Annotated in this window: 13 protein-coding genes; 7 read left to right on the top strand and 6 right to left on the bottom strand. The window is 73.5% G+C overall.

What is annotated here, in order from left to right:
• Positions 1-12: 12 nt before the first annotated feature.
• Positions 13-219 carry a hypothetical protein gene (locus BLW57_RS21725; protein WP_093476677.1) on the bottom strand — a complete coding sequence of 69 codons (207 nt, stop codon included), beginning with the start codon at positions 217-219 and terminating at the stop codon, positions 13-15.
• Between the two features lie 100 nt (positions 220-319).
• Here BLW57_RS21725 and BLW57_RS21720 point away from each other — a divergent pair, with 100 nt between their 5' ends.
• The gene (locus tag BLW57_RS21720; protein ID WP_093476676.1) at positions 320-1462 is read left to right on the top strand and encodes a DUF5937 family protein; all 1143 of its coding nucleotides are present in this window, start codon (positions 320-322) and stop codon (positions 1460-1462) included.
• Between the two features lie 39 nt (positions 1463-1501).
• Here the strand turns inward: BLW57_RS21720 and BLW57_RS21715 are convergent, their stop codons facing one another.
• Both BLW57_RS21715 and BLW57_RS21710 read right to left on the bottom strand, forming a co-directional pair.
• Entirely contained in the window at positions 1502-2179 is a 678-nt protein-coding gene (locus BLW57_RS21715; protein WP_093476674.1) for a response regulator, read from the bottom strand.
• A 52-nt stretch (positions 2180-2231) separates the two neighbouring features.
• Positions 2232-3437, bottom strand: a complete 1206-nt coding sequence (locus BLW57_RS21710) for a sensor histidine kinase (RefSeq protein WP_093476673.1) — start codon at positions 3435-3437, stop codon at positions 2232-2234.
• Between the two features lie 118 nt (positions 3438-3555).
• Here BLW57_RS21710 and BLW57_RS21705 point away from each other — a divergent pair, with 118 nt between their 5' ends.
• Positions 3556-4647: an SAM-dependent methyltransferase gene (locus tag BLW57_RS21705; protein WP_176985678.1), complete on the top strand. Its 1092-nt coding sequence runs from the start codon at positions 3556-3558 to the stop codon at positions 4645-4647.
• A gap of 42 nt (positions 4648-4689) precedes the next feature.
• Here the strand turns inward: BLW57_RS21705 and BLW57_RS21700 are convergent, their stop codons facing one another.
• Positions 4690-5841 carry an NADH-quinone oxidoreductase subunit D gene (locus BLW57_RS21700; RefSeq protein WP_093476671.1) on the bottom strand — a complete coding sequence of 384 codons (1152 nt, stop codon included), beginning with the start codon at positions 5839-5841 and terminating at the stop codon, positions 4690-4692.
• Between the two features lie 31 nt (positions 5842-5872).
• On the opposite strand from BLW57_RS21700, the gene BLW57_RS21695 reads away from it, so the two are divergent.
• Both BLW57_RS21695 and BLW57_RS21690 read left to right on the top strand, forming a co-directional pair.
• Complete coding sequence (locus tag BLW57_RS21695; protein WP_093476670.1) at positions 5873-6376, top strand: PH domain-containing protein; 504 nt, start codon at positions 5873-5875, stop codon at positions 6374-6376.
• Positions 6373-7704, top strand: a complete 1332-nt coding sequence (locus tag BLW57_RS21690; protein WP_093476668.1) for a PH domain-containing protein — start codon at positions 6373-6375, stop codon at positions 7702-7704. The genes BLW57_RS21695 and BLW57_RS21690 overlap by 4 nt, the downstream gene beginning before the upstream one ends.
• 85 nt (positions 7705-7789) lie before the next feature.
• Here the strand turns inward: BLW57_RS21690 and BLW57_RS21685 are convergent, their stop codons facing one another.
• Together BLW57_RS21685 and BLW57_RS21680 are read right to left on the bottom strand one after the other, a co-directional pair.
• Positions 7790-9253, bottom strand: coding sequence for a hypothetical protein (locus tag BLW57_RS21685; protein ID WP_176985677.1), 1464 nt, complete (start codon positions 9251-9253; stop codon positions 7790-7792).
• Positions 9254-9350: 97 nt separating this feature from the next.
• Positions 9351-10478, bottom strand: a complete 1128-nt coding sequence (locus tag BLW57_RS21680; protein WP_093476667.1) for an alpha/beta hydrolase — start codon at positions 10476-10478, stop codon at positions 9351-9353.
• A gap of 227 nt (positions 10479-10705) precedes the next feature.
• On the opposite strand from BLW57_RS21680, the gene BLW57_RS21675 reads away from it, so the two are divergent.
• The 3 genes from BLW57_RS21675 (at position 10706) to BLW57_RS21665 (ending at position 14090) form a co-directional block, all read left to right on the top strand.
• Complete coding sequence (locus BLW57_RS21675; RefSeq protein ID WP_093476665.1) at positions 10706-12520, top strand: phosphatidylglycerol lysyltransferase domain-containing protein; 1815 nt, start codon at positions 10706-10708, stop codon at positions 12518-12520.
• A gap of 122 nt (positions 12521-12642) precedes the next feature.
• Complete coding sequence (gene folP, locus BLW57_RS21670) at positions 12643-13557, top strand: dihydropteroate synthase (RefSeq protein ID WP_093476664.1); 915 nt, start codon at positions 12643-12645, stop codon at positions 13555-13557.
• Positions 13554-14090 (top strand): nuclear transport factor 2 family protein, encoded by a 537-nt coding sequence (locus BLW57_RS21665; protein ID WP_093476663.1) that lies wholly within the window; start codon positions 13554-13556, stop codon positions 14088-14090. Before folP ends, BLW57_RS21665 begins: the two co-directional genes overlap by 4 nt.
• The last annotated feature ends 102 nt before the right edge of the window (positions 14091-14192 follow it).

Genomic DNA, 14192 nt, shown 5'->3' with positions numbered 1-14192 from the left:
GCCCGCGTGCCGCTACAGCGCGCGCGGGCGCAGCAGGCGACGCAGTGCGTGCCGCACGCGCCTGTGCGCGGGGCGTCCGGCGATCACCGCGCGGAAACGGCGGTGGTCGCGCAGGGCGCGCAGCACGTCGAGGTCGTGACGGCCCGGCGCGGGCGGTTCCGGCTCGCCGTGCAGACGGGCGCGATGGGTGTCGAGGAGGTGCTGCTGGGTGATGCTCATGGCGGATCAGCCTGCTCGTGCGCCGGGCGGATGTCCCGTGGATTGACGGCTGCCGTCAATCCGTGCGGGCGCTGTCGGTGGGCCGGTGCACGATGGGGGCATGAGCGTGACCATCGACATCACCGGGCTGGCCGTCGACACGGGCGCCGCCGGCGCGAACACGGCCGAGAGGTGGCGGCGGGTGTCCGTCGTGCCCTCTCCGCTCGCGGAGCTCGGGATGGCCCTGCACGCGCTCAGCGAGCCCGGCCACCACCCGGAGCTGCAGGGCTGGGCGACCGCCGTCTCGTCACGGCTGGACCCCTGCCTGGCCGACCGGCTGTGCGAGGCGGAATTCCTGTGGCGTACGACGTTCTCGGACGTGTTCGCCCCGTTCGCCGGCATCCCCGGGGGCCGCGAGGTTCCGGGTGCCACGCTCGCCGAGGAGCTCGACCAGCTGGACAAGCTGACGGACGGACAGTTCGTCAACGCGGCGCTGGAGTTCACCTGCCACCCCCGGTACCACCTCCAGGCGGACGGCCCGCTGGAGGACCCCGAGCTGCGCAGACGCTCCCTGGAACTGGCCGCCGCGCGGGGCGCCGTGCAGGAGCGGTTCACCCGCCGGCTGCTGGAGGACCCGCCGGCCGTCCGCGCCTGGTTCCGGCAGCTGATGCTCGACTGCGACGAGGCGTTCTTCGCCGACACCTGGGCGCGGATCCAGCCCCAGCTCGCCGCGGACGCCCGGCACCGGACCGAACTGCTCCGCCGCAAGGGCCTCGGCGAGGCCCTGACCTCGCTGTCGGCGGCCGTCTCGGTGGACGAGGAGGCCGGCCTCGTCACGGTGGACAAGCTCCTGGTGGGCCGCGCGGCCACCGGCGACGGCGGCCTGGTCCTGGTGCCCACCAGCCTCGGGCGCCCGCACCTGCTGGTCCTGCACCGCTACGGCTGGCAGCCCACGATCACCTATCCGGTGAACGGCGTCCGCCCGCAGGCGCCGTCCGTGGAACAGCTGACGCGCCGTCTGGAGGCGCTGGCCCACCCGGTGCGGATACGGCTGTGCCGGCACCTCGCGCGGGGGCCGCACACCACGAGTGAACTGGCCGACGCGCACGGCATGTCGGCCCCGGAGATCTCCCGGCACCTCGCGGTGCTGAAGAAGGCGGGCCTGATCACCGCCTGCCGCCAGGGCCGGTACGTGCAGCACCAGCTGGACCTGTCCGCGGTGGCCCGCCTGGGCAGCGACTTCATCGAGGGCGTCCTGCGCTGACGGACGCCTTCGAGCCCGTGTGGTCCCCGCCGGCGGCCGTCAGCCGTGGCCGCCCGCGCGCACCAGACCCGTCTCGTACGCCAGCACCACGACCTGGACCCGGTCGCGCAGACCGAGCTTGGTCAGGATGCGGCCGACGTGGGTCTTCACCGTCGCCTCGCTCAGCACCAGCCGGGCCGCGATCTCACCGTTGGACAGGCCCTGCGCCACCAGCACCATCACCTCCCGCTCCCGGTCGGTGAGCCGCTCCAGCTCCTTGTGGTGGGGCTGCTTGCCGCTGGAGGGCAGCATCGGGGCGAAGCGGTCGAGCAGGCGCCTGGTCGTGGAGGGCGCCACCACCGCGTCGCCGCTGTGCACGGCGCGGATGGCGGCCAGCAGCTCACCCGGCGGCACGTCCTTGAGCATGAACCCGGAGGCGCCCGCCTTGAGCCCGGAGAAGGCGTACTCGTCCAGGTCGAAGGTGGTCAGGATGAGCACCTTGGGCGGGTCGGGCTCCACGCAGATGCGCCGGGTGGTCTCCACGCCGTCGAGCTTCGGCATGCGGACGTCCATCAGGACGACGTCGACGGCGCCGGCGGCGGCGCGCAGCACCTGGAGGGCCTCGACGCCGTCGCCCGCCTCCGCGACGACCTCCATGTCCGGCTGGGCGGCGAGCACCATCCGGAACCCGGTGCGCAGCAGCACCTGGTCGTCGACGAGCATCACGCGGATCGTCATCGGGTCTCTTTCGTTCGGGGCGGGCGGGCGTTCTCTCGGCGGCGCGAGCGCGTCAGGAGGCGGGCTTGAGCGGCAGCAGGACGCTGATGCGGAATCCTCCGCCCGGGCGCGGGCCGGCGTCCAGGGTGCCGCCGACCATCCCGACCCGCTCGCGCATGCCGATCAGGCCGTGCCCCTGGCCGTCCGCGCCGCCCTCCTCGTACAGCTCGTGCGGGGCGCCCTTGCCGTCGTCCTCCACGAGGAGGCCGAGCCCGTCGTCGAAGTAGACCAGCCGGACGCTCGCGCCGGTGTTGGGCCCGCCGTGCTTGCGGGTGTTGGTGAGCGCCTCCTGCACGATCCGGTAGGCGGTCAGCTCCACGCCGCTGGGCAGCGGGCGCGGGGTGCCCTCGACCTTGAAGTCGACGGGGAGGCCGGAGGTGCGGCACTGGTCGACGAGGTCGTCGATCTGCTCGACGTCGGGCTGCGGGACGTACTCCCCGCTCTCCTGGTGCTCCCCGGTGCGCAGCACGCCCAGCAGGCGGCGCATCTCGGCGAGGGCCTGGCGGCCGGTGGAGGAGATCGTCTCCAGGGCCTTCCTGGCCTGGTCGGGGGCGGCGTCGAGGACGTAGGCGGCGCCGTCGGCCTGCACGACCATCACCGACACGTTGTGCGCGACGACGTCGTGCAGCTCGCGCGCGATGCGGGCGCGTTCGGCGGCGACCGCCACCTTCGACTGCGCCTCGCGTTCCTTCTCCAGCCGGGCCGCGCGCTCCTCCAGCTGGGCGAAGTAGGCCCGCCTGGTGCGCATGGAGTCGCCGAGCACCCAGGCCAGGGCGAAGGGCACCGTCTGGAAGACGGCTATCGCGATCTGCCCGGCGAGACTGCTGTGCTCGTCCGGCCAGCGGATCTGCGCGAGGACCGCCGCGCAGAGACCGGCGGCCAGGGCGAGCCGGGAGGCCCAGCGGGCACCGATCGCCGCGACCGTGTAAGTGATCACCAGCATCGCGAAGTCCGCGGCGGTCGTCTCGACGTCCAGGACCAGCTGGGCCAGTCCGGTCGCGAGGGCGAGCAGCAGCATCGGCTCGGGGTGGCGGCGGCGCAGCGCGACGACGACGCACAGGACCGCCGACACGGCCATCCCCTCGGCGATCGTGCCGTGCTGGTCGGCCACCCCGTGCTGGTTGACCACGCTCAGGCCGGACAGCCCGAGCAGGACGACGGCCCAGAAGGTGTCGACCCAGGTCGGGTGGCGGCGGAGGAAGTCGTAGAGGCGCTGCACGTAACCCAGAGTAGGGAAACCAGATGTGTGCAGGGGTCAACCGGAGGGCCGATCCGTACCCCGCGCGTGTACTCCGCAAGGTGGAGGACGTGATCATCTGTGCGCCTAGTCTGTTCCCGTGACGGATGAGACGACCGCGGGAGCGGAGGGCCCCCGCGCGGGTGGCGGCCCGCGCGGCTGGCGGACGGCGGCCGGGACGGCGCTGTACGGGCCCGGCGGCTTCTACCGGCGCCCGGAGGGCCCGGCCGGCCACTTCCGTACGTCCGTGCACGCCTCCCCGCTGTTCGCGGGGGCCGTGGCCCGGCTGCTGTGCCGGGTCGACGAGGCGCTGGGCCGGCCCCCGGTGCTGGACTTCGTCGACATGGGCGCCGGACGGGGGGAGCTGGTCGCCGGGGTGCTCGCCGCCCTGCCCGCCGAGGTGGCCGCCCGCGCGCGCGGGTACGCCGTCGAGATCGCCCACCGTCCGGCCCGCCCGGACGGACGGATCACCTGGCTGAGCGAGCCCCCGGACGCCGTCACCGGGCTGCTGTTCGCCAACGAGTGGCTGGACAACGTCCCCGTGGACGTCGCCGAGGTGGACTCCTCGGGCGTGCCCCGGCTGGTGCTGGTCGCGGACGACGGCTCCGAACGCCTCGGGGCGCCCGTGGGCGGCGCGGAGGCGGACTGGCTGGCGCGGTGGTGGCCGCTGCCGGCCGAGGAGGGGCTGCGGGCGGAGATCGGACTGCCCCGGGACCGGGCCTGGGCGGACGCCGTCGCCACCGTGGTGCGCGGGCTCGCCGTGGCCGCGGACTACGCGCACACCGTGGACACGCGCCCCCCGTTCGGCACGCTCACCGGCTTCCGGGAGGGCCGCGAGACGGCGCCCGTACCGGACGGCTCCTGCGACATCACCGCGCACGTGGCCTTGGACGCGTGCGCGGCGGCCGGCGCGTCGCGCGACCTCGCCGAGCCTGGACCGGGCAAGGCACAGAGCCCCGAGGAAGCGGCGCGTGGGCTGCCCGCCGCGCGCCTTCTCACGCAACGCGACGCCCTGCGCGCGCTGCAGATCACCGGCGCACGCCCCCCGCTGGCGCTGGCCTCGACGGACCCGGCCGCCTACGTGCGCGCGCTGGCGGGTGCCGGCGAGGCCGCCGAGCTCACCGCCCCGGGCGGCCTCGGCGACTTCGGCTGGCTGCTCCAGCCGGTCGGCATCCCCGACCCGCTCGCCTGAGGCCCGCCGGCGCACCCGCTCCGGCGCACCCACCGCTGTCGCCTACTTGTCGATGTCCCCGACCACGAAGAACATCGAGCCCAGGATCGCCACCATGTCCGCCACCAGCGTCCCCGGCAGCAGCTCGGTCAGCACCTGGATGTTGTTGTACGACGCCGAGCGCAGCTTCAGCCGGTACGGCGTCTTCTCGCCCTTGCTGACCAGGTAGTAGCCGTTGATCCCGAGCGGATTCTCGGTCCACGCGTACGTGTGCCCCTCGGGCGCCTTCAGCACCTTGGGCAGCCGCTGGTTGATCGGGCCCGGCGGGAGCTGCGCGAACCGGTCCAGGCAGGCGTCGGCGAGGTCCAGCGCGTTGTGGGTCTGCTCCAGCAGCACCTCGAACCGCGCGAGGCAGTCGCCCTCGCTCCGGGTGACGACCTTCAGGGTGTCCTGGAGGTCGCCGTAGGCCAGGTACGGCTCGTCGCGGCGCAGGTCGAAGTCGACCCCCGAGCCGCGCGCGATGGGCCCGCTCACGCCGTAGGCGTGCACGGCCTCGGGCGAGAGTACCCCCACCCCGCGCGTGCGGCCCCGGAAGATCTCGTTGCCGAGCACCAGGTCGTCGAAGACGTCCATGCGGGAACGGACGGCGGCGACGGCCTCACGCGCGCGTGCGGTCCATCCGGCCGGCAGGTCCTCCTTGAGGCCGCCGACGCGGTTGAACATGTAGTGCATCCGCCCGCCGGAGACCTCCTCCATGACGTTCTGGAGCACCTCGCGCTCCCGGAACGCGTAGAACACCGGCGTGATCCCGCCCAGCTCCAGCGGGTAGGAACCGAGGAACATCAGATGGTTCAGCACCCGGTTCAGCTCGGCGAGCAGCGTGCGCGTCCACACCGCGCGCTCCGGGACCTCCATGCCGAGCATGCGCTCCACGGCGAGGACGACGCCCAGCTCGTTCGAGAACGCCGACAGCCAGTCGTGGCGGTTGGCCAGCATGACGATCTGCCGGTAGTCGCGCGCCTCGAAGAGCTTCTCGGCACCGCGGTGCATGTAGCCGATCACCGGCTCCGCGTGCACGATGCGCTCCCCGTCCAGCACGAGCCTGAGCCGCAGCACGCCGTGCGTGGACGGGTGCTGGGGCCCGATGTTCAGCACCATGTCGGTGCTCTCCGCGGCGCCGCCGATCCCGACCGTGGTCTCCGTCGTAGGAGTCATGGCCCCAGTTTCCCCTACGTACGCTGGCCCCATGGAGACGGGGAGCCCTGACGGGACCGGAATACCGGGGGACGAGTTGGTGTGGCGGGGGCTGCGGCCCGCCCTGGTGCGGGTGCGCCGGCTGCTGCTGGCCCTGTGGGCGGGGGTGCTCGCGCTCGCGACGGGACTGCTGCTGAACCTGTTCGCGGGTCCCGCGTGGGCGTCCCTCGCCCTGCTGCCCCTGGCCCTGGGCGCCTGGTGCTGGTGGCTGGTGGAGCGCAACTGGCGCTCCTGGCGGTACGCCGAGCGCGCCGACGACCTGCTGATCAGCCGCGGTGTGCTGTGGCACGAGGAGACGGTCGTGCCGTACGGGCGGATGCAGCTGGTGGAGGTGACCTCCGGGCCCCTGGAGCGGCGCTTCGGGCTGGCCACCGTGCAGCTGCACACGGCGGCAGCCGCGACCGACGCGACCATCCCCGGCCTGGACCCGGCCGAGGCGGAGCGGCTGCGCGACCGGCTCACCGAGCTGGGCGAGGCCCGATCGGCGGGGCTGTGAGCTCCCCGGACGGCGACGGCGGCATACCGGAGCACCCGTCCGTCACCGAGCACCGGCTGCATCCGGTCACGCCCTTCCGCCGGGCGTGGGCGCCGGTCACCGTCCTGGCCGGCTGGGCGGTGCACGACCCGAACGGCACCCAGGAGCAGCTGGCGCGGCTGACCTCCACCATGCTCCTCGTGGGGCTGGCCGTGCTGGTGCCGGTGGCCGGTCTGTACGGCTTCCTGTCCTGGTGGTTCACGCACTACTCGGTGACCGGCACCGAACTGCGCATCCGCACCGGGCTGCTGTTCCGGCGCACCGCGCACATCCGGCTGGAACGCATCCAGGCCGTGGACGTCTCCCGTCCCCTCCTCGCGCGCGTGGCGGGCGTCGCGAAGCTGCGGATCGACGTCGTCGGCACCGACGACAAGGACGAGCTCGCCTTCCTGGGCGAGCGGGACGCGCGCGCCCTGCGCGCGGAACTGCTCGCGCGCGCGGCCGGTTTCGCGCCCGAGAGCGCCGCCGAAGTCGGTGAGGCCCCGGCCCGCGCGCTGGTGCACGTGCCTCCCCGCGAGCTGGTGCGCGCCCTGCTGCTGACCGGCGCCACCTGGGGCTCGCTGTGCGCCGCACTCGTCGTGCCGGCCGTGCTGTGGTTCACCACGCACAACCCGTGGAGCGTGCTCGCCAGCGCCCTGCCCCTGCTCGGCGCGGCCGGCGCGAGCAGCGTGGGGCGGTTCGTCACCGAGTTCGACTGGACGGTGAGCGAGTCCCCGGACGGACTGCGCATCGACCACGGGCTGCTCGACCGCGCGCACGAGACGGTGCCGCCCGGCCGGGTGCAGACCGTGCGGATCGTGGAGCCCCTGCTGTGGCGGCGCATCGACCGGGTCCGGGTCGAGCTGGACGTGGCCGGGTCCGCGAACTCGGTCCTGCTGCCCGTCGTCCCGCGCGCGGTCGCCGAGTCGGTCGTCGCGCGCGTGCTGCCCGGTGCGGCCGTGCCCGGTGAGCTGTCGCGGTCGCCCCGGCGGGCCCACTGGAACGTGCCGGTGTGGTGGCGCGGACACCACCTCGCCGTCACCGGCGCCGTGTTCGCGACCCGGAGCGGTCTGCTGTGCCGCCGGCTGTCGCTGGTCCCGCACGCCAAGGTGCAGAGTGTACGGCTCACCCAGGGGCCCTGGGAGCGCCTGTGGCGGCTCGCCGACGTGCACGTGGACACCGGGGCCGGAAAGACCGTGACGGCGCGGCTGCGGGACGCCGAGGAGGCCCGGCGGCTGCTGCGCGAGCAGGCGGAGCGGTCCCGCACCGGACGCCGGGGCGCGCTCCCCGACCGCTGGATGACCGGCTGAGGAGACGGCCCGGCCGTGACGAGGGCCCGGCCCCCCTTCCTGGGGGAGCCGGGCCCTGCCTTCGGTCCGTACGGTTCCGCGCGGCTCAGGAAGCCGCGCTGCGCAGTCCCTGGACGTCGATCTGCTCGGTCTCGTCGTGCTCCGTCAGGTCGATGACCTGCCCGGCCCCGAGGGAGTTCGGGCCGGCGGGCTTGAACTCGGCCTCCGCCTCGGCCTTGTGCACGGCGAGGGCCTCCTGGCCGACGACATCGGCGAGGTCCTCGTTCTGCACGGAGTCGAGCGCGGCCTTCGGCTCGCCCTTCTGCGTGCCGAAGAAGTCGAATCCGCCCTCGACCACCTGGCGACGCGCGGGCGCGGCCGGTACGACGGCCACCGCCGTCGGCACCGTGAAGTGCCCGGACTGCGGCTGTCCGGCGGACTTGGCGGGCAGGACCTGAGCCGTCGGGTCGGCGGCCGCGCGCGCGTGATCGCCGTCCGTCGCGTGCTGCCCCGGTTCCCCGTCCTCGAGCGCCGCCGGCGCGCCGTCCTCGCTCCGGGGCGCGGCGGAGTGGTCCGTCACGCCGTCCTCGGCGCCCTCTCCTGCGGCGACTCCTTCGGTGACTCCTTTGGCGACGGGCCCGGCCTCGGCCGTCCCGCCCTTCGGGGCCTCGGGCCCGGACGTCTCGGACCCGGACGCGTCCGCGCCGGACGCGTCGGCAGCGGCGGGCTCGGGCTCAGCGGCACCGTCGTCGGCCGCCTCCTCCTCGGAAACCGCGGACTCGGTCTCGGGTACGGCGGTCCGGGAACCCGCGGCCTCCGCCTCGGAGTCGTCGGCCGGGGCGTCGCCGTCGAAGCCGGCCAGCGCCAGCAGGGCCCGCTGGTACAGCCAGGAACCCTCGGGCGAGAACACCGCGTTCGCCTTCGGCCCGTCCCCGGACGCCGGGGATCCCCCGCCCTCCTCGGAGCTCGCGCCGCCGGCCTCGGTGTCCCCGGCGTTCTCGACGTCCTTGGTGTCCTCGGCGCTCTCGCCGTCCTTCACGGTCTTCGGGGCCGCCTCCAGCGCCCCACGGCCGGCGCTGCGCGCGGGCGGCAGGGCGGGCGAGGTCGACGGCTCGGCCGCCTCGATCTCCAGCAGCCGGCGGCCCTCCAGGGCGCTCGCGCGCTCGGTCTCCGCCGTGGCGTACCGGCGCAGCAAGGAGGCGTGCTCGTTGCGCAGGCCCGCGAGCTCGGCCCGCTTGGCGCGCAGCCGCTGCTCCAGCTTGGTCCGCAGCTCGCGGGACTCCTCCAGGTCGGTCTCCAGTTCGGCGACCCGTTCCTCGAACCGCCACTCGTCACCGGCACGCGCGCGCGTGAGGTCGGCGACCTGCCTGCCCGCCTGCACGTCCCAGCGGCGCATCACGACCGCACCGACGACAGCGGTCACCGCGGCGGCGGCGGCCAGCGCGCGCAGCACCGTGGCCTCGGAGAACACCCAGGGACCCAGCGCGCAGACGACGGACACACCGGCGATCGCCGACGGAGGCAACAGCCGGTGCAAAGGGGGGGAATGGCGGTGGCGTCCACGTGGCATGGCCAGAAACTTACCGCGCGTAGGCGATTCGCGGACCCCCGCCCCGTAAAAAGCCAGCCACTTCCCGTGGCTCACGGGGCGTCAGGGGTCCGGCGGGTCAGCGGTCGGTGAGCCGGCCGCTCAGCCACTGGAGCGCCGGGGGGATCTCGCGCTTCCAGGTGTTGAAGTTGTGCCCGCCGCTGTCCAGGATGATCGACGAGATCCGGGTCAGGTTCGTGGCCTGCACACCCTGTATGAACGTGAGCGTGGACCGGTAGTTGCGCTCGCCGACCTTGCTGCTGGTGACGAGCAGCGAGGTGTCCGGCGCCGGGCGGTGCTTGATGAACCACCACAGGTCGGCATGGTTCTCCAGATTCCGGTCACCGTGGAAGAGGTCGCCGGTCGTGGGGTCGATCAGCGCCTTGTAGTACGGGGACAGGCCCGCGCCGGCCGCGTACACCCGGGGATGGTGCATGGCGAACTTCAGCGCGCAGTAACCGCCCGTGGAGTCTCCGATGACCCCCCAGCTGCCCGGCCGCTTCCCGACCCGGTAGTGCGCGAGCACGGCCTCCGGCAGATCCCTGGCGAAGAACGTCTCCACCTGCGGGCCGCCCGGCACGTTCACGCACTCGGTGTCCCGCGGGGGCGCCACGGACGGCCGCATCATCACCAGGATCATCGGCTGCATCCGCCCGTCCTTGGCCAGCTGCTGTGCCGTACGCGGGTAGTTCAACTTGTTGACCAGCGACTCCGCCGTACCGGGGTAACCGGTCAGGACGACGCCCACCGGGAACGTACGCGTGCGGTACTGCGGCTGGAAGTACTCCGGCGGCAGGTACACGTACGCCGGAGCGGCGATGCGGCTCGTCCGGCCGACGATGTCGACCTTCTGGATCTGCCCGGCCGTCTCCGGCCGCGAACCGCGCCCGCCCGGCACGTCGGACGTGGAGACCACCTGCAGCGGACCGCCGGTGCTGCCGTGCGCCGTGTGGTCGACGACGATCCCCTGATCGGTCTCCTTGCCGAACAGGTCGGCCCAGCTGGCGTAGAAGCCGAAGGCCTGGTTGGCCGCGAGGCCGACGCACGCGAACAGTGCCAGCTGGGTGGCCAGCAGCAGGCCGACCCGCCCGCTGACGGTACGCCAGTTCTGCCGGGCCAGGCGCGGCCACAGCCACACTGTGCCGACGAACAGCACGGCGGCGAAGAACATCGCCAGCACCAGCACTTTGTTGCTCGTGAGACCCATGGGCTGTTTCCTGCCTGCGCTTTCCGCCCGTGCCGCGTCCACACGTCGTCGCGCGGACTTGCCCGGGGCTTTCCTTGGCCTTTGACCCGACTTTCCGGTGGGGAGTGAACCTCTCTCCCCGAGACACCGTCCTAGAGGGCGCAATGTCGCCGGATGCCCGATCGGGCCCGGGTCGAAGGTCTCTCGCAGAACTACGGGATGCGATGTCTGTCAGGATAGATGGGGAAATGTCGGGCGGGGTTCCGGGCCGATCAAGCCGGGCGCGGCGCATGCTGCGCGGCCCGCGCCCCGAGGCCGTCCCCGCACTGGTCGCCAGGGCGGCCGCGATCGTGGGCGTCCTGGACATCGCGGCGGGCGTGTTCCCGCGCTTCCGGCACAGCCGTATGCACGCCATAGCCGAGGTGCTGCCGGGTTCCTTCGGCCCCTTCGCCGCCGCGCTCTCGCTGAGCGCGGGCGTGCTGTTGCTGCTGCTGGCGCACGGCCTCAAGCGGCGCAAGCGCCGGGCATGGCGCGCCGCGGTGGCGCTGCTGCCGGCCGGAGCGGCGGCCCAGTTCGCCTACCGGCACTCGCTCGTCGGCGTGCTCATCGCGGTCGCCCTGCTGGTGCCGCTGCTGCGCCACCGGGACGAGTTCGCGGCCCTGCCCGACCCCCGCAGCCGCTGGCGCGCGCTCGCCAACTTCGTCCTGATGAGCGCCGGTTCCCTGCTGCTCGGCCTGGTCATCGTCAACGTCCACCCGCACCGGACGATCGGCGACCCGAGCCTCGCCGACCGGCTGACGCACGTCGTCTACGGCCTGTTCGGCTTCGAGGGCCCGGTCGACTACCAGGGCAACACCTCCTGGACCGTGGCCTTCTCCCTCGGCGCCCTCGGCTGGATCACCGCGGTCACCACCATCTACCTGGCCTTCCGCCCCGAGCACCCGGCCGCGCGGCTCACCGAGGAGGACGAGGAGAAGCTGCGGGCCCTGCTGGTCAAGCACGGCGGCCGCGACTCCCTCGGCCACTTCGCGCTGCGCCGCGACAAGGCCGTCGTCTTCTCCCCCAGCGGCAAGGCGGCCGTCACCTACCGCGTCGTCTCCGGGGTGATGCTCGCGAGCGGCGACCCCATCGGCGACGTCGAGGCCTGGCCGGGCGCCATCGAACGCTTCATGGACGAGGCCAAGGCCCACTCCTGGACCCCGGCGGTCATGGGCTGCTCGGAGACGGGCGGCGAGGTGTGGACCCGTGAGACCGGTCTGGACGCGCTCGAACTGGGCGACGAGGCGGTGGTCGACGTCGCGGATTTCTCGCTCGCCGGACGCGCGATGCGCAACGTGCGCCAGATGGTCAAGCGCATCGAGCGGGCCGGCTACGAAACCCGGGTACGGCGCATCCGTGACCTCGGCGAGGCCGAACTGGACCGCATCCGCCGGGCGGCGGAGGACTGGCGCGGCACCGACACCGAACGCGGCTTCTCCATGGCGCTCGGCCGCATCGGGGACGCGGCCGACGGCGACTGCCTGATCGCCACCGCCCACAAGCAGGACGAGGAGCCCGGCGAGTACGGCGACCTGAAGGCGGTCCTGCACTTCGTCCCCTGGGGCGAGGACGGCGCCTCCCTGGACCTCATGCGCCGCGACCGCGCCGCCGACCCCGGCATGAACGAACTGCTCATCGTCGCCGCGCTGCAGGCCGCCCCCAGGTTCGGCATCACCCGCGTCTCGCTGAACTTCGCGATGTTCCGCTCCGCCCTCGCGCGCGGGGAGAAGATCGGCGCCGGACCGGTGCTGCGTGCCTGGCGCGGACTGCTGGTGTTCCTCTCGCGCTGGTTCCAGATCGAGTCGCTCTACAAGTTCAACGCCAAATTCCAGCCACGCTGGGAGCCCCGCTTCGTGGTCTACCGCGTCTCCGGCGACCTGCCGCGCATCGGCTTCGCCGCGATGCAGGCCGAGGGCTTCGTCGACCTCGCCCTGCCGGTGCCGCGTTTCCTGCGCCGGCGCCGGGCGGCCGGCCGGCGCCCCTGCGCGCACGCCGTGCCCGAGCGTGACGTCCGGGCCGCCTGACCACCCGGACCGGCGGTACGGCCCGAGACCGGCCCGGGTGGAAGCCCCACCCCCTCCAGCACAGGGGCTTCCACCCGGGCCGCCGCGCGTTCCCGGCACCCTCCTGGGCCTACGCTGAACGTATGAACAACCTCAGCGGGCGCGGACGAGTGACGGGTCTTCCGGCATGGGACCGGTGCGCGGTCATGGGAGTCGTGAACGTGACCCCCGATTCCTTCTCCGACGGCGGCCGCTGGTTCGACACGACCGCCGCCGTCAAGCACGGCCTCGACCTGGTCGCCGAGGGCGCGGACCTGGTCGACGTGGGCGGCGAGTCCACCCGCCCCGGCGCCACGCGCGTGGACGAGGCCGAGGAACTGCGCCGTGTCATCCCCGTCGTGCGCGGCCTCGCCTCCGAGGGCGTGGCCGTCTCCGTCGACACCATGCGCGCCACCGTCGCCGAGCAGTCCCTCAAGGCCGGCGCCGCCCTCGTCAACGACGTCAGTGGCGGCCTCGCCGACCCCGCGATGATCCCGGTGGTCGCCGACGCGGGCGCCCCGTTCGTCGTCATGCACTGGCGCGGCTTCCTCGAGGGCGGCAACGTCAGGGGCACGTACGAGGACGTCGTCGCCGAGGTCGTGGACGAGCTGCACGCGCGCGTGGACGCCGTCCTGGCGGGCGGCATCAGCCCCGACCGCATCGTCGTCGACCCGGGCCTCGGCTTCTCCAAGGAGGCCGACCACGACCTCACTCTCCTCGCCCACCTCGACCGGCTGCACACCCTGGGTCATCCCCTGCTGGTCGCCGCCTCCCGCAAGCGGTTCCTCGGCCGGGTCCTCGCCGGCCCGGAGGGGGCGCCACCGCCCGCCCGGGAGCGCGACGCCGCCACGGCCGCCGTCTCCGCGCTCGCGGCGCAGGCCGGCGCGTGGGCGGTGCGCGTCCACGAGGTGCGCGCCACCGCGGACGCGGTACGGGTCGCACGGGCCGTCGAAGGGGCGCGCACCGTCGGACCGGCGCGGAGCGCGGACAGCGGGCGCGGGGCGGAAGGAAGCCGGTGAGCGCCCCCCACACCGACGTCGAGCAGGTCGAGGCCGCCAACACCGCCTTCTACGAGGCGCTCGAACGCGGCGATTTCGAGGAGGTCTCCTCGCTCTGGCTCACCCCCGCCGACCTGGGCGTCGACGAGGAGTACCACGACCCCGCGGACACCGGCGTGATCTCCTGCGTCCACCCGGGCTGGCCGGTGCTCACCGGCCGCGGCGAGGTCCTCAGGTCGTACGCCCTGATCATGGCCAACACCGACTACATCCAGTTCTTCCTCACCGACGTGCACGTCTCCGTGACCGGCGACACCGCCCTCGTGACCTGCACCGAGAACATCCTCAGCGGCGGCCCCGCCCCTGAGGAGGGGGCGGAACTGGGACCCCTGGTCGGCCAGCTCGTCGTCGCCACCAACGTGTTCCGGCGCTCGCCCTCCGGCTGGAAACTCTGGTCGCACCACGCCTCCCCCGTCCTCGCCGAGACCGATGACTCGGACGACGGGGACAGCGGCGTGAACGGCACCGACCCGGACGACGGCACCCTCGCCTGAACACGCCGGCACACCCCGCGGAGGCACCGGAAGGGCCCGCAGGGACCAAGAAGTGGTTGGAATCACCTACCCCCGGGTATGAGCGGCTACCACCCCATGACG

It is taken from the genome of Streptomyces sp. 1222.5 (assembly GCF_900105245.1).
In the GTDB taxonomy this organism is placed as follows: domain Bacteria; phylum Actinomycetota; class Actinomycetes; order Streptomycetales; family Streptomycetaceae; genus Streptomyces; species Streptomyces albidocamelliae.
Note: the sequence above shows the minus strand (reverse complement) of the source record. Positions and strands in the feature narration are given on the sequence as shown.